Genomic DNA, 22,119 nt, shown 5'->3' with positions numbered 1-22,119 from the left:
CAACAACCGCAAACAAAAAACTTTCAAAATTGATTAAAAGTCAACTCCAACAATGGATCGCCGGCTTACCTAGCTACCTCAAGGCTTACCTGTCGATTCCTAGCTGCGAAGTTTGAGTTTCATTAGAATTAGATGGAGAAATTCCGTCTAATTGATTAAAAACGTCGCTTCTCATCATTTTAAAGGGAGAAATTCCATCTAAATAAAAAGAATAGAACAATACGAAAGAACGAAGGTGAGAAGTCGAACCAGAGGAGACAGCATTCGCCTTAGAAACGTTTCGAGCAGGAGGAGCTTCGGCATTCGCCTTTATCTCCCTATTTCTACCGCATGCATCAAATGCGACCTGAAGCCCTAATCTTCTCCACAGTTACGGCAGTGGCTTTAGCTTTATACCGCTTCCGCTTTTCCCTTCTTTTCATACACCCGGTACAATACCAGTCCAAACAGCATGCCGGCAAAGGACATCCCCGCTATCGTTAGGTAAAGCGTTTTGGCACCGAACAGGCCATAGATGGACCCTCCTAAATAGGAGGCCAGAATGCCTGAAACGCCGAAGAAGAGCAGTGCAAGCACCGTTTGGCCCGTAGCCCGCCATTCGACCGGTACGATTCGGTACAAATATTGAATCGCCGCGGAATAAAAAACCGGGAACGTCAGCAGCTGCAAAATTTGCAAATAAGCTAACATATGCGGATCGGTGATCCACGCCGAAATGAAAAACCGAATGAAGAAAAACGCAGCTGAGGTCGATATTAGCAGCATTTCCTTCCCCTTACGCAGCCACCAAAAGCTTAAAGCAAAGACCAAGATCTCGCTTCCAGCCGCCAAAAAGAAAGCCTGTCCGACCAGTTCGGGACTCCCGCCAAGCTCCCGGATGTAAATGCCGAGAAACGTATCGTTCATCCGCGCCGGAACCGAACAAACAAAGATCAGCACAAGAAACATAAGCGTTTCTTTATTGCCAATGAATTGCTTCAGGGAGCTCAACGTAACGGGCTTGCCAGTAACGGGAACATCTGGCATCAGCCAGCTTACGGCAAAGCTAATAGCACCAATGGCAGCAAATAGCAAAGCAAGGCTGTTAGCTCCGAAATAAGACATCACATAGCCCGTGAGCAGCGAGGTGACCGCATAACCCAAGGCACCATACGTACGGATCGAGCCATAGCTGACGTTCGAAGCCTCGGATACCGAGAAGTTAAGGCTTTCCGTCAATGGATCGATCGGCATCAGGAAAAAATACATCAGCATCGCAAACAAAATAAGCAATATAAAATGGCTGGAGCTGTAGAGCGCATAACCAATAATGCTGGATAGAACAAGCAGCAGCAGCAATATTTTGCGAATCGTCTTCGTTCTATCGCTAATAATTCCCCACAGCGGCTGGGTGATTATCGTAACAAAGCCTCCCGTACCAATGATGAAGCCAATTTGCGCCGGCTTTAAGCCCTGTTCATCTAGATAGACAGGCAAAAACGTAATAAACATGGAGAGTAAAGCAAAGTACAGAAAGTTAAAGCTTCGTAATAATCTTAAGGCTTGCATCAACTCGAAAGCTCCTCGCATTTTATTGAATCAGCAGTGTCCTTTAAATTTATTCCAATGAGGACACTGATTAATTTTGTTTAGTATAACAGATTAGCCGCCATTCCCTAACTATTCGCAGGCAGCAAGAAATCAAGCGAAGTTGCATTGAGGCATTTACCATATTATGTTACTGTAAATCTATGAATAGCCAATGGTATTCGGATACTAGGAGGCGGCCTTTTTGAAAAATACAATTACGCCGCAGTCGGCTCAAAAACAGGCGGCTGTATCGCAACAACCCCATTCTTCACCAGTGTCTCATCCTAAGCAGCTTGCATCCGCTTCTACAGGAGGTTATACAGCGGCACAGCTCATTCAACTGCAGCGAACCATCGGGAACGGCGCCGCGCGGCAGCTGATGAAAGCCGATGCTTCAGCGAAACCGATTCAAAGAATGACCGAAGCTGATGTTCCTAAAACAGATGCAAAAAAGTTTAAGAAATTGCGGGAGCTATACGGAAGCAAGCTTGGTGTATTTTCTCAGTTATATCACTACCACGATGAGAGCTTTGATCGGTTATTAGAACTTGCCGACGATCTCGCTGCATTGGAAAGCAGTATTAACGCTCTCGTTATAAAAGCGGAGAAAACGAAGGAGATTCGAACAGCAAAAGCCGCAGAAGAAGCCTCCGCCCCTAAACCTGAACCAAAAAAAGCGGAAGAATCAAAAACTGAAGCCGTATCAACGCCGAAAAAAGAAAAGAAGAAAAAACCGCCTAAGGTTAATCTTGCTGCTACCCTATTCACCGGGGCACCGAAGACCGTTCAACAGGCCGTTGACATTCAAAAGGCAGCATCCAATCCCATCATTAAAACCTGGATTAAAGGAAAACCAGCCTCTGCGACCATTACAGAGGGAAGCATAGAAGTAAAAGCTGAGACCGTATATATTTACGCCACAGTGAGAATTCCCGACAATTCCGTCCCTGGCATGCCGCAAGTAAACGTCTACCCGATCGAAATTCATTACCATCCGGTGCCTACCTCTCCCAATTTCCTTCATGTTAAGAGGAGCGCAGGTTCCGATGCCGGAAATAAGGTTACCAATGGCTCATGGTTGATTCCAAGAGGCAATAACACGCTTCGCGACGCCGTAGCCGCATGGAATGCAGCAAAACCTGACAATCAATCCACTCATGCTTGGTAGCCTTCATAGCAATCAGCATCATATGTGTACAGGCGTTATCGACTGATGATGTCCTCTGTGCCAACAGCTCATTTCGCGACGCCGCAGCCGCATGGGATGCAGCATTACCTGACAAACCATCCGCTCATGCCTTGTAGCCTTCAAAGCAATTTGTATCATAATTGCACAGTCGTAATCCGCTGATTCCGTCTTCTGCAGCAAATGCTCGTTTCGCGGAGATATAGAAACAGAAAGATAAATCAAAACTGATTCATTCTTATATACTATAAAAGAAGATGTCTCTGGCGGCCCAGTGCCTATCGGAGTCATCTTCTTTGTTTTCCGCACTTTTCCTTTTTGGCTTATTATTCTCGTTTCACCATTACAGTAGACCATTCAGCATTCAATCCAGCAGCACCTGCGCTAAATTCTAATGCAGAAAGTACAACAGAAATCTCACATGGCACTCCACGGGAGAAACTACGCTGCAGAAAATACAGCAGAAATCCCCTCCTACCCGATAAAAAAGCCTTAAACGGAGGATTCTATTGCAAAAACTGCAATGTAGAGCAGATGCTACCGCGCCAGGCGTATTTCTGTTGTACAAACTACACTGTAGCAGCATCTGTCTTAAAAGACTTCGACTGGCATTTCGTGCGATAAGCCATGTTTTCTCCGAGCGGATATTAGCCGTTCTTAAGACGGTTTCTGCTCAACAGCAGCAGCATCTATCTTAAAAGACTTCGACTGGCATTTCGTGCGATAAGCCATGTTTTCTCCGAGCGGATATTAGCCGTTCTTAAGACGGTTTCTGCTCAACAGCAGCAGCATCTATCTTAAAAGAGTACGACTGGCATTTCGTACGATAATAAGCCACGTTCTCTCCGCGCGGATATTAGCCGTACTTAAGACGGTTTCTGCTCAACTGCAGCAGCATCTGTCTTAAAAGAGTACGACTGGCATTTCGTGCGATAAGCCACGTTCTCTCCGGACGTCTATTAGCCGTTCTTCAGAATGGTTTCGCTCAAGCAGGCCAATCGCTTGCCGGATTGCTTGATTGCCGGATAGCCCCGCCCTAAATAGAATGAGCATCAAAGCCAGCCTATGCTGAGGCTGCTGGCGGAATTTAATAAACCACAAAAAACAGCCGCTCAACAAGGAGCTGGCTGCTTTCTCTGAATTCTGTTTCTCACACAGCTGAACCGGATAATCGTGTTTAAGCATGAACTTATAGATGAATGGCTGTTTTCGATTCACTTGCCCTGACAATGGCGTCCAATATCTGTTGGTTGCGGTAGCCGTCCATAAATCCCGGCAGTCCATCGGGTATGTTCCCCTCGAGCAATGCCGTGAAATCGGCGTATTGCGTTACTTTACAATGCTTTGGCACTTCGATCACGGTCTTAGCGAGCTGTCCGGGTGCTTCCTCGCGAACCCAATCCAAGTGATCCGGACGCAGCGTTGAAGCATGAATCGTACCGAAATCTCCGTAGATGGACACCTCGTGCTGATTACCCGATCCGATGGCATTGCGTGTCGTCTGGAAGATGCCCATGGCATCACCCGACATCCGGGCCTGGAAGCTCGCAAAGTCGTCGACCTCGATTTTGACCCTGTTCCCGCTTGCCGAATCCTGGCGTTCGGCGATTATGGTATGCAGCTGCGCCGTCAGCTCCTCGAATTCGCCAAAGAGAAAGCGCGCCATATCGATCATATGCGAACCCAAATCGCCAAGCGTGCCCGTACCGGTTATCTCTTTGTTAAACCGCCAAATATAGGGAACATTGTTTGGTGCCGCGCCCCATCCCTGTAAATACTGAATGGAGAAGCTGCGAACGGCGCCAATTTTCCCTTCCCGCACGAGTTCCCTCGCATACCGGAAAGCCGGCGTGTAGCGGTACGTAAAGGCGAGCATCGCCGGAATCGGCTGCTGTTCGTACAATTCCAGCAGTTGCACGGCTTCCTCAAACACGCGGGTAAACGGTTTTTCTGCCATGAACGGCTTCCGCGCCTGAAGGCACGCACGGACAATTTCCGCATGGACGTTGTTTGGCGTGACCGAAACTACGGCGTCAACGTCCGGGTCTTCAATCAGACGGTTATAGTCGGAATATCTCTTGTCGGGCGCGACTGCGAGCTGTTCACCGACTTTGGAGAGCGCTTCTTCATATACGTCGCTCACGGCAACAATCTCATAGCGGCCTTCGGCGTTCATCCACCTTATATGCTCTTGGGCCATTCCCCCCAATCCAATCAAACCGATCCGGAACTTTCTCATCTTTCTCTCTCCTCTCTTATGCCTTCGGTCGAATCGGTTCCAGCGGAGACGCATTGCCGTAAACGGGTTCGCAGGTATGACTTGGCGCTGCCCAACGTACGCCGTTGATGATCACCTTTTGAATCTCTTTATTGTGGTAGGTCGGGTACGTTTCATGGCCCGGACGGAAATAAAAGATTTTCCCTTGCCCCCGGTGGTACGTAACGCCGCTGCGGAACACCTCGCCGCCTTCAAACCAAGAGATGAATACCAACTGGTCTGGTGTCGGGATATTGAAATGCTCGCCGTACATCTCTTCCTGGGGAAGCACGATATATTCGCCAAGCCCTGAAGCGATCGGATGGGCCGGATCAATCACCCAAATCCGTTCTTTTTCGTCTGCTTCACGCCACTTCAATTGACCTGTCGGCGTACCAAGCAGTTTTGCGAAAATTTTCGACGCGTGTCCGGAGTGCAGTACGATGAGGCCCATCCCCTTCAACACCCGTCCATATATCTTCTCGACGATGGCCTCATCAACCTCATGATGCGCCAAGTGCCCCCACCAAATGAGTACATCTGTCCGATTTAAAACCTCATCCGTCAAACCGTGCTCCGGCTCATCGAGCGTTGCCGTTCCCGCTTCATAGCCGGCTTCCGCTAAAAATCCGGCAATCGCGCCATGAATGCCATCCGGGTATATTTCACCTACGAGCGGATTTGTCCGCTCGTGGCGATTTTCATTCCATACCGTTACCTTTACCATCGCTTGCATGCTCCTTCATGATTATTACTTGACGTCTAAGTAACGCTGATAAGCGTCAGTACGAATCTCTACAAGCCGTTTAAGCCCCATTGCATTAAGCTGTTTGATATACGCGTCCCATTCTTCGTCGATATTTCCTTTCGTTATCCACTGGGCGCGGGTCGTCTTAACATAGCTGTCAATATCCGTAGTAAGCGTAGGCAGCTCCTGGAATTCTTCCGCGCTGTACATAACATTCGGGAATGGCTCGGTCACATACTCATTGCTGAGCTTATCAATCACGAGCTTCAGTCCGTCACCGGTCTTCTCATCCAGAATGATATTTTTCTCGAAGCTAGGGCTTACGTATTTCGGGCCAAAATCCCGCAAGGATTGATCCCAGTACCAAGCATCCGCGCTTGTGCCTTCCGGCGGAGACATTAGTGCGTAAGTGCCGTCGTCATTTTTCTGGATAACCGTGCCGATTGCACCCCAGAAATTTTGAATGCTTGCTTCATTGGTGTAGAACTGGTCCGCCCAACGTGCCGCGACTTCCGGATGTTTGCTGGAGGTCGTGATCAACAGCTCGTTGCGTCTCAAGCTTAAGCCTACCGGATCCCCCGTTTGGTAACGGTTACCGTCTGGACCTGAAATCGACGGAATTGTCGCATATTCATCCTTCCATTTGCCGAAGACGGCATCTGGTATCCACTGATTCGAGAAACCGATAAGGGCAGCGTCTGGATTTTGCTGCTTCGCCGAAGACATGGTATTGTCCTGCGTGAACAGCTCCTGATCGATCAAGCCTTCCGAATACAATTTATGCGCCCACTTGAGCCCTTCTTTGTATTCGTTTGCAGCGGGATAGAATGTAGGCTCGCCATCCTTAAGCATCATGCTGTTGCCGTTCAAATCCGTTATGCCGAAAGGGTTCAGAAAATCGATGCTGATGTCTACCGAACCGCTAAAAGGAATTTCATCCGCTTTTCCGTTTTGGTTCGGGTCTTTTTCTTTGAACGCTTTGAACACATTGTAAAGATCCTCGATGTTGCTCGGCACTTCTAAACCCAGGCGATCAAGCCATGATTTATTGATGACAGGCTGCATCGTAGTCATAGGCCGCGAAGGCAGTCTTGCGGGCAGCGAATACATCTTCCCGTCCGGAAACGTGCTGATTTTCTTCATCTCCGGCGTTTCTAACAAAGCGGCTTTAAGATTAGGCATATACTCATCGATATAATCATCAAGCGGGAGGAAATAGGTTAAGTTGTTTACGATGTCGGAATCCGAAAATACGTTATCGCCAAGTATGATATCCGGAAGCGTTCCGCTGGCCAGCATAATGGACTTTTGCTCGCCCCAGTCATTGGAGGACATCACCTGCCAATTGATTTTTACGTTGCTCTCTTTTTCAAGATCCTGCAGCCATTTATTGCTTTTGAACGTATCCCCCATATTGCCCCAACGAACGGTCAACACGTCCAGCGTGACAGGAGCCGTTACGATCGGCAGTCCTTCTTTATTAAAATCGGAGCCTTTGTCTGCCGGAGCATTCTCCTCTTTGCCTGCGCAGCCGATAAGACTGAACAGCATGATCAAGCTCAAAAGCAATATAACCAAACGTCTTTTTCCCATTGTTTTCGATTGGATACCCATTCAAAAATTCCCCCTCAACCTATTTTGATCTTCAAATGGCAGACTTACTTCACGGCGCCAATCATCACCCCCTGGTTGAAATACTTTTGCACAAACGGATACATGCACATAATCGGCAGCGTAGAGACGATGATGACGGAGTAGCGCATCAGATTGGCCAGACGCAGGGCAACGACCGCCGCTTCGCCCGTCCCCATGCTCGACTGCATCTGGTTCGTAATCAGGATGTTCCGCAGAACAAGCTGCAGGGGATACAGATCCTGATCCTTCAAATAAATCAGCGCGTTAAAATAGGAATTCCAATACCCTACGGCCGTCCAAAGCGCCAAAACCGAAAGGATCGCTTTGGACAGCGGCAAAACGATTTGAACATAATATTTCAGGTTGCCGCAGCCGTCGAGCTGCGCGGCTTCCCACAAATCGCCTGGAATACTGGACTGGAAAAACGTACGCGCCACGATGATATTGAATACGGCAACAGAGAAAGGCAGTACCATGACGAGAAACGTGTCATACATATGAAAGTCCCGGATCGTCAGGAAGGTAGGGATCAAGCCGCCGTTAAAAAACATCGTGAAGATAAAAAACATCGTAATGGCTTTGCGGCCGACAAGGTCCTTTCTGGAGAGCGCATACGCAGCCGAGACATTGATCGCCAAGCTGATTAACGTCCCTGCGGCCGTATACAGAATCGTATTTTTGTAGCCTATCCAAATGTTAGAATGCTTTAACAGCTCCTGATAGCCATCGAGCGTAAAGCCTTTCGGAAAAAACCACATCTGTCCGTTTGCGACCGCAGACGGATCGCTGAATGACGCCATCACGATAAAGTAAATCGGATAAACGATGATGATCAGCATCAGTCCCGCAAACAAGTATATCAACATTTCCATGACGTCCAGGGTACGCCTTTTTCCCTTCTGTACGACCGGTTTCGCCGCCGCTTCCAGTGCATTCATCATGATCCTTCCTTTCTGTTACCACAGGCTGTTTTCGCTGTATTTTTTCGCCATTTGGTTGACTAGAATCAGCAATATGAAATTAATGATTGTATTGAACAGATTGATGGCCGAGGAAAAGCTGTATTGGCTGCTGAGCATCCCGATTTTATATACATAGGTTGCAATAACCTCGCTGGAGGAAATGTTCAGATTGTTCTGCATGAGATACACCTTTTCAAATCCAACGCCAAGCAGTCCCCCGATCCGAAGGATCAGCAAAGTGATAGCCGTCGGGAGCAGCATGGGCAAATCAATATACCGAATTCTCTGCCAGCGGCTTGCTCCATCCACCTTTGCTGCTTCGTAAAGGCTCGGATCGACAGCCGATAGGGCGGCAATATAAATGATGCTGTCCCATCCGGTATGCTGCCATACATCCGTCCAAACGTAAACGCTGGTGAACCACCCGGCCGATCCCATCAGGTTAGGGGCTTCTGCTCCAAATAGTCGGTAAATATTTCCGAGGAGACCGTTGCCAGGCGAAAATAAGATCAGGATCAGACCGACCATCACTACGGTAGAAATAAAATGCGGCATGTAGGTAACGGTCTGGAACACTTGCTTAAAACGGTTTACGCGCATTTGATTGATCATCAGCGCAAGCATAATCGGGATCGGAAAGGTTGCTATGCTGTAAAGGCTAATGATCAGCGTATTTTTAATCGTAATTGAAAATTGATAGGAATTGAAAAATTTCTCGAAATACTTGAATCCCGCCCAAGGGCTTTCCATTATTCCTAAAGCAGGGCTGTAATCTTTAAAAGCAATCAGCACGCCGTACATCGGCTTATACGAAAATAGCAGAAGCAGCACTGCGGCAGGCAGCAGCAGGATGTACAAGCCCCAGTTCTTTCTTATCCGGCCGATTGTATGCAGCATGTTGATGTTTAATTGGCTGGTTTTCAAAGCGTTTACCCCCATCCTTCTTCTTTCTCGGTCCATGTCTTCCAATCGCTCTCTCTGCCTCTTTATTATAGATCCTTCTTTTTTAACAATGCGGACTTCCCGAAACGGTTATTCGGACTTTTATGCGAATATAGGGGGATAGGCTTATCCAGCAAATCGTGATGATAGCCTTGACGATAACACTATCCAGACTTTCTATGTTTCTTTTCGGACTTTGGATCAAAAACCGGAGAATCGATATGTCTAATTGCTCCGCATTAGCTTTATAATAGGATTTACGAACAGATACAGCCGCTTTTTTCAGCTAATCCGGAATGAAAGGACTCGAAATGAGACATATGAAAAAACCAACGGCAGGCAAATCCTATCCGATTAGGCACTATGTAAAAGTGATGCTCTTGATACTAATCTCTGTATTGGTATTGGATTGTCTGATCAGCATTTCGGCGATTTCAATCGTTAAGCAGCAAACCACCCGATTTTTGCAGGATACGGCTAATATGTACATCGATCGCATCAATCTTGATTTCTCCAATATCAACCAATATATGGGCTGGACGCTCGCAAACGATGACAACGTAAAAACCATGAATAAGCACCGTCCCGACGATACCGAGTTTATTAAGGCAAATACAGAGCTGTATAAGCGTTTTTCCGAGCTTCAAAAAAATTATAATCAAAAATACAATTTCTTTGTCTATTTAAAAGACCAGCAATATTTTTTGAATTCCGCGCCAACAAGCCTTATCTATCCCGATTATCTGGAATTAAAAAAACAGGTTTTCACCTATGTTCAAGATAAAAACCTGTTAGAAAAATTTTATTCCAATTGGTCTCCAATTCTCATAAATGATCAGTATTTTATCATTAATATCGTGCCTTATTATGAAAGCTACATGATTTGCCTGATTTCCGCTGATAACCTAATCCGTCCCTTGCAGCAGATCGATCAAGAAAGCAACGGCCTTGTTTCCTTGGTAGATCAGAACGGAGACATCATCGTTAACCCGAAAAATGAGGAAGAAGCGGCGGCCCGGAAGGACGCGGAAAAAAAATCCCTTCTGGACTTTACGCAAACCAAAACCACCGTCAGCGGACAATTTGCAAATGCGACCTTCGGCGTGAAGATGCTCATGAAATTCGGTGCGTTTGAAAAAATAATGATCGCCCAGCTGCTCATTATGCTCTTGGCTGCCATTGTCGCTTGTTCCATATGCGGGCTTATGGTCTATTTCAATATTCTAATCCTAAGGCCCCTAAAAAAGTTTTCGTATAATTTGACGCAGTTTAATGAGGACAGCAAGCCGCTCGATCTCAAAATGAATAAAATCGTCGAGCTGGAATATGCGAACAAGCTGTTTAAAAATCTGCTCGAGCAAATTAAAATTTTTAAAATCGATATTTACGAGCATAAGCTGGAGAAACAAAGAATTCAGCTGGAATATATGAAATTGCAGATCAAGCCCCACTTTTTTCTGAACTGCTTAACGAATATTTATAGTATGGCCCAAATGCAAATGTACGAGGAAATTCAGAGCATGAGCATTTCCACATCGAATTATTTCCGTTACATCTTTCAGAACGGGCAGGATTTCGTGAAGCTGGAAGATGAGATTAACCATGTCCGCATTTATTTGGAAATCCAAAAACACCGTTACCGGGATGCGTTCACGTTCCGCATTGACCAAGCTGACGGTACGGGCCATTTGAAAATCCCGCCGCTTGTCCTCCAAACTTTTATCGAGAACTCGGTGAAATACGCCGTTTCCCGGGTAACTGAGGTGCAAATCCAGCTGGCTGTCGAGCTGAATCCGGATTCGGAGGAAGAGCTGGCTGTCATCCGTATCTCCGATACCGGCCCCGGGTTTACCCGGGAAATATTGGAGCGGCTGGAGAGCGGTATGCCTTTGGATCAGTCGGACGGTAATCATATCGGTATCATGAACACGCTGGAGCGAATGGATTACTTGTATCGCAGCAAGGCGAGAATCCAATTTTCCAATGCGGTTTCCGGCGGCGCTTGCGTTACGTTATACCTTCCTCATCCCCCGCAGGAAAAGCTGTGAAAGGAGCAAAGCCTAATGAACGTACTGCTTGTAGATGACGACTACTTTGTCGTAACCGCTCTGGAGAAGAAGATTAATTGGCAAGCGTTGTCGATCGAGCATGTCTATACTGCTTATAACATCGCCCAAGCGCAGGAGCAGCTGAGGCAGAATAAGATCCAAATTTTAATATGCGATATCGAGATGCCGCAGGGCAGCGGTCTGGAGCTGCTCGCTTGGATCAGGGAGGAGCAGTACGACATACAAACCATATTCCTGACCAATTACGCCGACTTCAACTACGCACAGAAAGCGATTGAACTGCAGAGCTTTGACTATTTCTTAAAACCGATCGAGTTCGACAAGCTGTCGCTCATTATCCAGAAAGCGGTCGTAAAAGCCAATGAACAGCAAGATCATGCCAAAGCAATTAAGGAAGGCTACTTCTGGAAAAAAAATCAGAAAAACGTTCACGAGCATTTTTGGCGTAAACTCATATCGGGGAAAACCTCCTACGCCAACCCCGCGAACATTTCGATTTTGATAGCGGAGCAAAATCTTTCTTATGGATTAGCGGATATCATGCTGCCATTGCATATTCATATATTCCCGTACGAGGAAAGCCTGGGGAAAAAAGATAAGGACCTGTTTGATTTTGCGCTGCTGAACGTTATGCATGAATTGTTCCAGGACGCCCGTTTTACGGTCGAGACCATATTGGAATTCAGGGAATACAATTGGATCGCCATCCTGAAATGGCGTGACAACCCGGATTCCGGTATCGTCGAAGGCATTTGCGCAACCTTCATTCAAAGAGCGAATAAATACCTCAAATGCGATGCATGCTGCAATATTGCGGCTGCAGGAAAGCTTGGGGACATCCATCAGGTGATGAAAGACCTGCTCAGCATGAATGAGAAGATTATCAACTACCGCAATCAGACCTTTTTGCTGGAGCATTACCAGCAGCAGGAAGCTTTTTATACGCCGCCGAATTTGACGCTTCTGGAACAGCTGCTGGAGCAAAACAAACCGCTTGCTTTTCTTGAGGAAACGAATAAATATTTGCAATCGATCGCGCACACTCAGATGCTGAATGCCTCTGTACTCAGCTTGTTCCGGCTCGATATGGTTCAGCTGGTGTACGCTTATCTCAGAAGCAAAGAGATTCAGGCGCACAAAATGTATACGGGTAGAACCAATGACCAATTGTTTATGCAATCCTTGAACTCGATCGAGGACATGGAGAAATATTTGCGGTATTTGGTAAACACCGCAACGGATTACCGGGATTTCACGGAACAGCCGAAGTCCGTTGTCGAAGAAATAAAGCATCATATCCGCACCCATTGCGGCGATGAACTGACAAGAACCAGCCTTGCGGAAATCGTCTATCTCAATCCGGATTATTTGGCGAGGTTATTTAAGAAAGAAACGGGAATCTCATTAGGAAACTATATTATTCAAGCCCGTATCAAGGTTGCCAAGCATTTGCTCGAAACCACTCCGTTATCCGTGAATGCCATTGCTGCCAAAATCGGCTACGCGAATTACTCCTACTTTATTAAGCTTTTCAAACAGGAAATCGGATGTACGCCTGTGGAGTACAGGAAAATCGGTAAAGCTTGATTGATGAGCGGTATAGAAAAAGCAAAGCCCGGAATGATCAAGGTGATTGATCACATTCCGGGCACTCCTCTTATTTTTCCTTGCGCGCCATCCCGATTAGCCTTTAACCGAACCAAGCAATACGCCTTTTACAAAAAACTTCTGGGCGAATGGGTACATCGCAATCATCGGAAGCGAAGCGATGACCATCGCCGCGAGCTCAATGGTTTGCGCCGTTACGAGCCCTTGCCCCTGCGCATTGTTTAACAAGTTCGACACCGCAATGTTTGACCCTTCAGCCGTACTCATCATATTTTCAACGGCGCGGTTGGATTGGATCAGCCTTAGAATGACGTACTGCAGCGTCTGCAGGTCGCTAGATTGCGTAAAGTAGAGCGTCGTTCCGTAATCGTTCCAAATGCCAACTGCCGTAAATACGGATAACGCAGCCAGCACCGGCTTCGAAAGCGGAATGACAATTTGAAAAAATATTCTGAACTCGCTCGCTCCATCCATCTTCGCCGATTCGAACAACGAATCAGGAATCCCTTTATAGTTCGCGTTGAATATGATCACATTCCAGAAACCCCCGAATAGCGCGGGAAGGATATAGACCAAGTAATGATCATAAAGCCCGAGCCAATTCATTAACAAGAAGGAAGGAATCAACCCTCCGCTGAAATACATGCTGATAAAGCCGATCGCGACGTAGAACTTCTTTCCCTTCAGATAAGACCGTGAAAACGCATATGCGAACATCGACGTATACAGAATGGATGTGACGGTGACGATTACCGTACGCGAAGCAGTAATCCAAGCCGCCCTGAGCATGCCGGAATCCGCGAATACCGTCTGCCAACTGGCCCAAGTAAGCTCCCTCGGCCATAGAAATACAGGACCGCGCACCAAGTCCTCGCCGCTGTTCAAGGAACTGATCAATGAAAACCAAAACGGATATAAGGTCACAATCATCAGAATAACCATGATGATGATGGTTGATAGATTAAACGTGCGTTCCCCTAAAGACTTTCCTCCAACCATATCAATCGCTCCTTAAAACAGTCCTGATTTTGTTAATTTCTTCGACAGCGCGTTTGCGCCAACCAGCAATAATAAAGCAAATACTGATTTCATCAGACCGATCGCTGTTGCCGACGCAAATTGGAATTGCAGCAAGCCGGTTTGATAAACATACGTATCGATCACTTGGCTGGCAGGCAAATTCAAAGTATTCTGGAGCACATAGATCTGGGTAAAGTTATTATTCAGCATGCCGCTGGCGGCAAATATAATTAACACCATCAGGGTCGGTAATATCCCTGGTATTGTAATATGCAGCATTCGTTTGAATCGCCCTGCCCCATCGATCGCGGCAGCTTCATACAAGCTTTGATCTACGCCAGACATTGCCGCCAGGTAAAGAATGGCTCCCCAACCGATATCCTTTAACAGCCCCGTTCCGATCGCGACCCCCCAGAAGTATTTCGGGTCCGCCAAAAATTGAATAGGCTTGTCGATGAAATGAAGCTCCATAAGCAGGAAATTCACAATTCCGTTCGTATTAAGCAGCGTAATGAATAAGCCTCCGAAGATAACCCAGGAAAGAAAATGAGGAAGATAAGTGACCGTTTGTACCAACGATTTGAATTTATGGTGCTTGATCTCATTCAGAAGCAACGCAAACAAGAGAGTGGCTGGTATTGTCACTAATGCTCCCAGGAGATTGATTCCGAGCGTATTTCTTACCATTGGCCAAAATTGAAAATTTTGAAAAACACGGATAAAATGCTGGAAATCATTCCAATGGCTTGTGAAAATACCTTTCACGCCCATAATAGGCTCATAGCTCTTGAATGCCATCAATAATCCGAATAGAGGCGTAAAGTCAAATAAAAAGATGAGAAACACAGCCGGTAATAGCATTACCTTCAGTTCAAGCTGCGTTTTGAAATCGTAGCCTAGTCTATATCCCTTTTGTTTCCGCGGTGCCATGCTTTCCCTCCATTCTTACAATAACAGTGCCAAAGCTCGAGATTACCCATTGCGCTTTGGCATTGCCATATCATTTCATTAAGAATTAATGCCTTTTACGTCAATCGAATATTCCGTTTTCTTCTCTTGCACGTATTTATTTCTTTCCTGGTCAAGCGGCTCGATGCCTAATTTCTTCAACTGGGCGATCATCTCGTCATATAGTTTGTTAAACTGGGCATCATCCTTCGATAGAATGATTTTGGCAATTTGCGCTTCCTTATAGGTCTTGACTTGCAGCTCGTCGTTGGCGAATTTACTGTCGGAAGGGAACAAATCTCCCGGCAGGACTAATGGGGAATTATCATAAATCACCGTATCCGGCGATTTTCCGTATGCAGATTGTACTCGATTGGCTGTAACCGCTTGTAAATCCGTTTCTTCATTCGGAGGTTGCTGCGTACTGTAAGAGAATGATGTATGATGGAACGGCCAGAAGGCGCTTAAGCCAGTTTTCATGTAATCAGCCGCGTCTTTAATGCCCTTCTCCGTTTTAATCACATGTCCTTCGCCGTCTACAGTGTAATCAACGCCTTCGAAGCCGTAAATATGTGTCAGCATGCCTTCTTTTCTGCTCATGTAGCTCAACCATTTTGCAAGCTTTTCGGGCTCTTTGGCCGACTTCGAAATAAATGTTTTCATCCAACCGCCACCAGCCCGCTTGGACTTGCCGAGCACCGGCTTTGTTCCTGCATCCGAGAGGATCGGACCGGATGAGGTCCAATAGTCATTTAACTGAAAGGATGTGTTTGCCGAATTTCCGATGAAGGTGAATACGCGGCCCGATGCCATGTCCGCCTTCACGGCTGCGTTATCAACCGTCATTTGGCCCGGCTCGAAATAACCGGCCTTATTTGCTTTATAGAGAAACTCTAACGCTAGCTTCGTTTCAGGAGCAAGGAGCCTGTCTCTGTAGTTGCCATCCTTGTCGACCGCCATCGCGCCAAACGAATCCTGAAGGAATTGCAGAGTAGGGTCCTGATACGATTTCCCGTCAACAAGTAACGGAATAACAGGAGCTCCGCCAACCTTCAAATTCAAATCCTTGATCTTCTGGTAAGCAGCAAGCAATCCTTTTTCGGTTTTAATATCCTCCAAAGTCAATCCGGCCTCTTTCAACAGATTTTCGTTGACGACCAAGGTGTTATTGGAAGCATAATCAACCAAGTCAACGTAAAATTGTCCGGAAGGCGGATACTGTGCTCTTGCTTCTTCCGAATTGATATGGCTCGGGTAAGCGTAGAAGCCGCCATCGCGCTCAATAATCGTATCTTTCACATCAGTCGGAAAGTCCGTTAACAAATGGGATTCAGGATCATATTGCTTCAAAAACTCATCCAGATTCCAAACCTTTCCAGACTCGATCAATTTCTTGCCCAGCACATCATTGGTGATCGTAATGACGTCGGGGAAAGCTTCACCTGAAGATACAAGCATCAGGTTCAGTTTCGTGTCTCCGTCTTGCGCCGGAATGTTGAATTCAAATGTCAATCCCGTTTTCTCAGTAATGGCGCCTTGCACCGTGTTTGGATCCGTGCTCCATGTTGTAGGCGGATTCCAGAAATCAATGGACGAGAACCATACAGCTTTCGATGTCGAGCTTGCACCTCCATTGTTTCCTTCCACTGCCTCTTTTCCGCCATTGTTAACGGTTTCATTTGTACCGTTGCTGCAGCCTGCCAGCACGACCACAAGCGCCAAAAATAAAGTCGCTATCCACTTCCCCTTCATAATCAAGAACAACCTCCCCATTCTTCTTTGATTCTTCCAACATCCTTATAGTAGCCCGCTTCCCGATTCCGCCATATGTTTCTATTTTTGAATTTTGGTGTTTTGTTCGATTCCATATAAAAAGCGTATCCGCACAAGCTTAAATTTTTCTGTACTTGCTTGGGGTAATTCCAAACCGCTTCTTAAACAGCTTGTTGAAGTGGAAATAATCCTTATAGCCAATTCGCTCGACCACCTCGTGCACGGAAAGCGTCGAGTCGCTCAACAGTTTCTTTGCCAAACCCATTCTTTTGTCCATGACATATTCGGAGTACGTTTTGCCCGTTTCCTTTTTGATCAATTGGCTGAGATAGCCCATGCTGATATTGAATTGCATAGCCAATTGGCTTAACAAAATGTCCTCCGTAAAACTGGAATCGATATGTGTGATAATCTTCCCGACCTGCTCGTTCGAGATAGCCATATTCGCTCCGGTTTGAAGCTCAAAAAAAGCTTTTAGCGACTCGAACAGTTCTTCCGGCGAGTTGAATAGGCGAACCATCTGGTAATAATTCAAATATTCGATTTCATTTAACGACTGGCTGTTTAAATAATACTTATAAATAAGCGAGACGATTTGATTGTACACATTCGAAATTTGATCAACATACAAACGCCCCGAAGTGCATTCCGCGCAAATGTCGTCAAGTCCTTTGCCTACGAGATCCTGCTTTCTCTCTTTGATTGCAACTTCGATATTCAAAATTGATTTCGTCAGCATAGCCGAAGATTCCGGAGCTTTATACTCGTTGATTTGTGTATCCGGCTGGCTGAATCGGCTAAACAAGGCAATGTCGGATTCTTGGTAGAGCTTGCCAAGCGGGGTTGAGTAAAGGCCAATGCTGCTTATTCCAATCGAATCAAAGGCGCAAAGGCTGTTCGAAATAAAATCCAGCAGGCCGATCGGATCATTAAATTCATCGTAATTGATCAGGAAGGAAAGCTTGTTTTGCCCCGTCCGAAACCGGATGATATGGATGCCTTCCGACGCGGTAATACCGTCATTAATACCGGCTTCGCTTCCTTCCTGGTACAATCCCGTTATAAAACGGTAATGAGGGTAACCGAAATCATACCCCTTATTCATCAGGAAATTGCTGATTTTAATTTTATTATCCGGCTCAAACAGCCCAAAGAGATCGTTCAGCAGCAGGTCAAGCTCTTTTGAAGCATGCCGTTTTTTGTTCAGCTTATCCGCTAAACGAGTCATAGTTTCGAGCAGCTTCGGTTTCTCGATTTGCTTGAGCAAGTAGTCAAACGCGCCAAGCTGAAGCGCCTTTTGGGCGTATTCGAACTCTGAATATCCGCTGACAAACACAACCTCTGTCGCAATTCCTTCCTTTAGGACATGGTCCATCAATTGAATACCGTCGAGTCCCGGCATTCGGATATCCGAGATGACGACATCCGGCTTATGTTCCATGATGAACGCCAACGCCGATAATCCGTCAAAGGCTTCCCCGATGATCGTAAAACCTAGGCTCTCCCAATCGATCAGCTTCGTAATGCCGTAAGCTACCCACGGCTCATCATCTGCAATCAATACGCGGTACATATCTATGCTCCTCCCTCTTATTCCTCTTTCACGTTCGTCGGAAACGAAAAGATGACCGTGGTGCCCTCATGCTGCCGGCTCTTTATGAGCAGCTCCGCCTCGTCCCCGTAAAACAGCTTCATTCTCCGGTAAATATTCAGTAAACCGATTCCATTATCGGTATCTTTGTTCATATAACCCGGCTCATGATGCAGCTTCAGCTTTTTTAAAAGCTGTTCATATTGCTGCTCTTCCATCCCGTAGCCGTTATCGCTTATCGTGAACTGAATGTATTGCGGCGTTGTTATTTGCACCCCGATATGGACGGATCCATTGCCAACCTTCCGCTCCAAGCCGTGAAAAACGGCATTTTCCAAAATGGGCTGAAGCATCATCTTGAGCATCCTCTCCTCCATCAAATATTCGGCGGCGTCGATTTCGATGACGAACCGTCCCCTGAACCGGAAATCAATGATTTTGGCATACTCTCTAGCATGATCAATTTCATCCCTGACCGTGACGAAATTGCTTCCTTTAACCGCGTATCTGAACATGCTGGAGAGGGAAGCTGAAATTTCGGCTATCATCTCGACATCGTAATACAGAGCAACGGCTCTGATGCTTTCCAACGTGTTATACAAAAAATGAGGATTAATCTGGTTGCGGAAAGCCGATATTTCCATCTGTTTTTTGGTGAGCTCGATTTCATACATTCTCGCCTGCGTCGACTGAACCTCTTTGCTTAAGGAATCCATATCGTCGAGCATTTTATTCAAATTTGTACCCAGGACGCCGATTTCGTTATGATGCACGACAAGAAAGCGGCTTTCTCCACCCTTTCGCGGGTAGGCTTTCATGAAGTCCATTAGCTCTTTGATCGGTTTCAGGATGCGGGTAAAAAAAATAAATAAAAATAAACACATCATAAAAAACATGACGACATACGTAAAAATGTTAAAGCGCTTGACGGTATCCAAATCGGCAAGCAGCTCGCTGCGCGGAATAAGGCTTATCAATTTCCATTTCGAGCGCGGCAAAGTAATCGTTTGCACAATGTAGCGGTCATCCTTTTCCCATTCCTCGACCCGGAACGAATCCTGGTCAACCAGGCTGCCTTCGGCCGCTATTGTTCTGTTATCGCGATCCAGCAGCATGACTTGGGAGTTGTCCGTCACTTTTGCGCTTTTCAAAATCGGACTAAAATTGGTTGCATCCATAAAAAAACGGCCGACCCCCATAAAGTCGGTCACGAGCCGGTTCGAGTCCAATTGATAGATCGGCGCCGTTATGGCGTAAAAAGACCGTTTACTGTCTCTTGGATCCGATAACGCCGTATTTATTAATCCCGAATATTCGAATGACCGGAGCGTTGAAGGTACGGACTGCTCCGAACCAATACCGATACTGGCCAGATATTTTCCCTCTTTGTCGTACAGCTGAACGCCCCGTATATTTTCTTTCAGGGAGATCGTGTTCGCGAATACGGACAGCACCTCCTGGTTTTTCAAAATCCTCGACAGGGCGTCATCCGATGCCAGATAAGCTTGTACGGTCGGGCTGTAAAACAGGAATGTCGAGATGCCTTCCATGTCGGAGTCGAAGCTGTTCATTTTCTCCTCCACTTGCAGAAAGATCCGGCTTACAGATTCTGTAACCTTAACCTCGATAATCCGTTTGGCGATCATATTGGATATGACATATGAAACTAACAAAATAACCAGCATTAGCAAGCTCAAATAAAGAATTTGACGAATCAGGCCCAGCTTTCGAAATCGGTTCACGGTCCAACTCTCCCATCTATATCGTGCACATACTAAGAAAACAAGAGAAAGCCCTTCTTGTCAAGGAAGGGCTTTCATTCATTCGAATATAAATTGGAAATCAATCTGAATTAGCTTTTTATTTTCGCGCTTTTATCATTTATTTTCTTATGTAATATAATTGATACACTGCATAAACCATAAGCAAAAATAGAGAATAAATAACAACGACAATCATCCATGCCGTAGAGCCCGAACGTATATTGGACCCAACATAAGCAAATACGAGCATAACAGGAATTTTTCCAAGGAGTGTCGACAGTATAAATATTTTAAAGGGCAAGCCAAACACGCCAGCATACGAATTGATAAGCGCCGCAGGCATAACAGGAATAATACGTGCAATGAGCAGCGCCCAGAATGTATGGTGTTTGATGAATTCATGCATACGTCGAAATGAGGTATTTCTCTTAACTAATGCCGTTCCCAGGCTATTCAGCAGATAACGGAATAAGAAGTAAACGAACGCAGCAGCCAGCGTAGAGGCGGTAATGTTCATCACGCTGCCCCATAATAAACCATACTTCGCTCCAATCAGTGCACCAACTAATCCAAATGGGATGCCTGGAACAGCAGCTAATCCTACGGTAAGAACAAAGACAACGATGAAGTCATTATTCTCTTTCGCATCTATCCAATTGATTAATACATCCATATTCAAAAAGATGACTAGCATAACAGCGATGTTAAGGGATGCAATAATCCATTTGATCATTTTCAAACCCACGTTCCTTTCCACAGAGCCTGCAATCTTCCTAACTCTATCATTAAATAACGGATAATAGTTTATACAATCACGACATCTATCAGAATACTGAAAAAAAACAGTTTATGAAGCAGATTCTGTTTCAATTTTTAGTGAAATGATTAATTAATATGGTTACATGCATGATCCAATCCTAGAATGGCGAAAGAATAAAGCGCTCTCACGTTGGACAAAAAATTAAATAAAAAAACATATGGAGGCCAACCGTGCATCGAGTTAATCTAGACCCTCATTCTTTTAATGAACAGGTATTTAATTATGCTTCCTTTGGAATTGCTCTTGTTGCAGTTGATGGATCTATCCTCGCACAAGATCCTGTGGGCTCTCTTATCCATCCGGGCTTTCAGGTACGAAGCCGGCAAACCGCTGTACTATCTCTTACAACTCAGTGATATTTCTAGTCAAAAAGAATCGGAGCAGAAGCTGCAAGAATCAGTAGAAAGGTATACTTCTCTCAAAAAGTATAATCATGATGCCGTCATCTCGCTGAATCTGCAAGGCAGAATTATTAACGCCAACAACATGGCCGAAAAGCTTACGCGCTATAACGTTCAATCCGAATTAATCGGTATGGAACTCGCATACTTAATCGGTCAAGCCAATGTCACCCGGATTATCGAGGATGCGCTGCACGATAACAGGGTAGAACAAGATATTACCTTTTTGATGATCAAAGGAGGCAAAACGGTCGAAGTGCTTACCAGTATCGCTCCTATTTTCGTGAACAGGCAAAACATCGGCTTTTACTTGATATGCAAAGATATTACGGAACAAAAGCAGTTACTCATCGCCAAGGAAACAACGGAAAATACCAACAAAGCTAAAAGCGAGTTTTTATCTCAGCAGCACTAAAAGCTAACTTTCAAAGACGAAGGCTCGGGTATGTTTACCCGAGCCTCATGCTTGTCGTTTACATGGGTCTGATCAAAGACCCACTGATTGCTAACAAGATTACGATGATGTCATTCCAACACCAAGGGTTCTCAAAATTCCATTGCAGAAAGTACAATAGAAAGCTTACATAACACTCATCCGTATAGGCTACACTGCAGAAAATACAACAGAAACAGCCTTCGACGCGAAAATGAGCCTTAAACCGGGGATTCTATTGTACAAACTACAACGTAGCTTAGATACTTGCTCGCTCTGAGGGTTTACGTTGCACAAACTGCAGGCCTGTTGATTAACCAAAAAATGGGATGAAAAAAGGCCGCCTATTCGGTAAACTGTTTGTACCCCTACAAACATCCGAAACGAGGCGACC

General features: G+C 45.8%; 17 protein-coding genes. 4 read left to right on the top strand and 13 right to left on the bottom strand.

The window, feature by feature from the left end; translation table 11 throughout:
- Window positions 1-390: 390 nt before the first annotated feature.
- A complete protein-coding gene (locus RCO25_RS32025; protein ID WP_309000121.1) occupies window positions 391-1,548 on the bottom strand; it encodes an MFS transporter in 1,158 nt (385 codons plus the stop codon).
- A 223-nt stretch (window positions 1,549-1,771) separates the two neighbouring features.
- Here RCO25_RS32025 and RCO25_RS32020 point away from each other — a divergent pair, with 223 nt between their 5' ends.
- Window positions 1,772-2,737: a hypothetical protein gene (locus RCO25_RS32020; protein WP_309000120.1), complete on the top strand. Its 966-nt coding sequence runs from the start codon at window positions 1,772-1,774 to the stop codon at window positions 2,735-2,737.
- A 921-nt stretch (window positions 2,738-3,658) separates the two neighbouring features.
- Here the strand turns inward: RCO25_RS32020 and RCO25_RS32015 are convergent.
- The 6 genes from RCO25_RS32015 to RCO25_RS31990 form a co-directional block, all read right to left on the bottom strand.
- Window positions 3,659-3,856 carry a hypothetical protein gene (locus RCO25_RS32015; RefSeq protein WP_309000119.1) on the bottom strand — a complete coding sequence of 66 codons (198 nt, stop codon included), beginning with the start codon at window positions 3,854-3,856 and terminating at the stop codon, window positions 3,659-3,661.
- Window positions 3,857-3,944: 88 nt separating this feature from the next.
- Window positions 3,945-4,994 (bottom strand): Gfo/Idh/MocA family protein, encoded by a 1,050-nt coding sequence (locus tag RCO25_RS32010; protein ID WP_309000118.1) that lies wholly within the window; start codon window positions 4,992-4,994, stop codon window positions 3,945-3,947.
- 16 nt (window positions 4,995-5,010) lie between these two features.
- Window positions 5,011-5,739 carry a ThuA domain-containing protein gene (locus tag RCO25_RS32005; protein ID WP_309000117.1) on the bottom strand — a complete coding sequence of 243 codons (729 nt, stop codon included), beginning with the start codon at window positions 5,737-5,739 and terminating at the stop codon, window positions 5,011-5,013.
- 24 nt (window positions 5,740-5,763) lie between these two features.
- Window positions 5,764-7,353 (bottom strand): extracellular solute-binding protein, encoded by a 1,590-nt coding sequence (locus RCO25_RS32000; RefSeq protein WP_374992208.1) that lies wholly within the window; start codon window positions 7,351-7,353, stop codon window positions 5,764-5,766.
- A 65-nt stretch (window positions 7,354-7,418) separates the two neighbouring features.
- On the bottom strand, window positions 7,419-8,267 hold the full coding sequence (locus RCO25_RS31995) for a carbohydrate ABC transporter permease (protein WP_374992207.1): 849 nt from the start codon (window positions 8,265-8,267) through the stop codon (window positions 7,419-7,421).
- Window positions 8,268-8,351: 84 nt separating this feature from the next.
- Window positions 8,352-9,281, bottom strand: coding sequence for an ABC transporter permease (locus RCO25_RS31990; protein ID WP_374992206.1), 930 nt, complete (start codon window positions 9,279-9,281; stop codon window positions 8,352-8,354).
- 329 nt (window positions 9,282-9,610) lie between these two features.
- Here RCO25_RS31990 and RCO25_RS31985 point away from each other — a divergent pair, with 329 nt between their 5' ends.
- Complete coding sequence (locus RCO25_RS31985) at window positions 9,611-11,347, top strand: sensor histidine kinase (RefSeq protein ID WP_309000115.1); 1,737 nt, start codon at window positions 9,611-9,613, stop codon at window positions 11,345-11,347.
- Between the two features lie 15 nt (window positions 11,348-11,362).
- A complete protein-coding gene (locus tag RCO25_RS31980; RefSeq protein ID WP_309000114.1) occupies window positions 11,363-12,955 on the top strand; it encodes a response regulator transcription factor in 1,593 nt (530 codons plus the stop codon).
- A gap of 96 nt (window positions 12,956-13,051) precedes the next feature.
- Here the strand turns inward: RCO25_RS31980 and RCO25_RS31975 are convergent, their stop codons facing one another.
- The 6 genes from RCO25_RS31975 to RCO25_RS31950 form a co-directional block, all read right to left on the bottom strand.
- Entirely contained in the window at window positions 13,052-13,975 is a 924-nt protein-coding gene (locus RCO25_RS31975; protein ID WP_309000113.1) for a carbohydrate ABC transporter permease, read from the bottom strand.
- Window positions 13,976-13,987: 12 nt separating this feature from the next.
- A complete protein-coding gene (locus RCO25_RS31970) occupies window positions 13,988-14,926 on the bottom strand; it encodes an ABC transporter permease (protein ID WP_309000112.1) in 939 nt (312 codons plus the stop codon).
- Between the two features lie 78 nt (window positions 14,927-15,004).
- The gene (locus RCO25_RS31965) at window positions 15,005-16,702 is read right to left on the bottom strand and encodes a type 2 periplasmic-binding domain-containing protein (protein WP_309000111.1); all 1,698 of its coding nucleotides are present in this window, start codon (window positions 16,700-16,702) and stop codon (window positions 15,005-15,007) included.
- A 133-nt stretch (window positions 16,703-16,835) separates the two neighbouring features.
- The gene (locus RCO25_RS31960) at window positions 16,836-18,290 is read right to left on the bottom strand and encodes a response regulator transcription factor (RefSeq protein WP_309000110.1); all 1,455 of its coding nucleotides are present in this window, start codon (window positions 18,288-18,290) and stop codon (window positions 16,836-16,838) included.
- A gap of 17 nt (window positions 18,291-18,307) precedes the next feature.
- Complete coding sequence (locus tag RCO25_RS31955) at window positions 18,308-20,050, bottom strand: sensor histidine kinase (protein WP_309000109.1); 1,743 nt, start codon at window positions 20,048-20,050, stop codon at window positions 18,308-18,310.
- A gap of 139 nt (window positions 20,051-20,189) precedes the next feature.
- Window positions 20,190-20,804 carry a TVP38/TMEM64 family protein gene (locus RCO25_RS31950; protein WP_309000108.1) on the bottom strand — a complete coding sequence of 205 codons (615 nt, stop codon included), beginning with the start codon at window positions 20,802-20,804 and terminating at the stop codon, window positions 20,190-20,192.
- A 309-nt stretch (window positions 20,805-21,113) separates the two neighbouring features.
- Here RCO25_RS31950 and RCO25_RS31945 point away from each other — a divergent pair, with 309 nt between their 5' ends.
- A complete protein-coding gene (locus RCO25_RS31945; RefSeq protein WP_309000107.1) occupies window positions 21,114-21,707 on the top strand; it encodes a PAS domain S-box protein in 594 nt (197 codons plus the stop codon).
- Window positions 21,708-22,119 lie beyond the last annotated feature (412 nt).

It is taken from the genome of Paenibacillus sp. LHD-38 (assembly GCF_031157315.1).
In the GTDB taxonomy this organism is placed as follows: domain Bacteria; phylum Bacillota; class Bacilli; order Paenibacillales; family Paenibacillaceae; genus Pristimantibacillus.
Note: the sequence above shows the minus strand (reverse complement) of the source record. Positions and strands in the feature narration are given on the sequence as shown.

Excerpts from the sequence above, each read along its gene's own strand:
- RCO25_RS32025 (WP_309000121.1), bottom strand. The coding sequence starts at position 1,548 with ATGCAAGCCTTAAGATTATTACGAAGCTTTAACTTTCTGTACTTTGCT.
- RCO25_RS32010 (WP_309000118.1), bottom strand. The coding sequence starts at position 4,994 with ATGAGAAAGTTCCGGATCGGTTTGATTGGATTGGGGGGAATGGCCCAA.
- RCO25_RS32005 (WP_309000117.1), bottom strand. The coding sequence starts at position 5,739 with ATGGTAAAGGTAACGGTATGGAATGAAAATCGCCACGAGCGGACAAAT.
- RCO25_RS32000 (WP_374992208.1), bottom strand. The coding sequence starts at position 7,353 with ATGGGAAAAAGACGTTTGGTTATATTGCTTTTGAGCTTGATCATGCTG.
- RCO25_RS31995 (WP_374992207.1), bottom strand. The coding sequence starts at position 8,267 with ATGGAAATGTTGATATACTTGTTTGCGGGACTGATGCTGATCATCATC.
- RCO25_RS31985 (WP_309000115.1), top strand. The coding sequence starts at position 9,611 with ATGAGACATATGAAAAAACCAACGGCAGGCAAATCCTATCCGATTAGG.
- RCO25_RS31980 (WP_309000114.1), top strand. The coding sequence starts at position 11,363 with ATGAACGTACTGCTTGTAGATGACGACTACTTTGTCGTAACCGCTCTG.
- RCO25_RS31975 (WP_309000113.1), bottom strand. The coding sequence starts at position 13,975 with ATGGTTGGAGGAAAGTCTTTAGGGGAACGCACGTTTAATCTATCAACC.
- RCO25_RS31970 (WP_309000112.1), bottom strand. The coding sequence starts at position 14,926 with ATGGCACCGCGGAAACAAAAGGGATATAGACTAGGCTACGATTTCAAA.
- RCO25_RS31960 (WP_309000110.1), bottom strand. The coding sequence starts at position 18,290 with ATGTACCGCGTATTGATTGCAGATGATGAGCCGTGGGTAGCTTACGGC.
- RCO25_RS31950 (WP_309000108.1), bottom strand. The coding sequence starts at position 20,804 with ATGATCAAATGGATTATTGCATCCCTTAACATCGCTGTTATGCTAGTC.
- RCO25_RS31945 (WP_309000107.1), top strand. The coding sequence starts at position 21,114 with ATGCTTCCTTTGGAATTGCTCTTGTTGCAGTTGATGGATCTATCCTCG.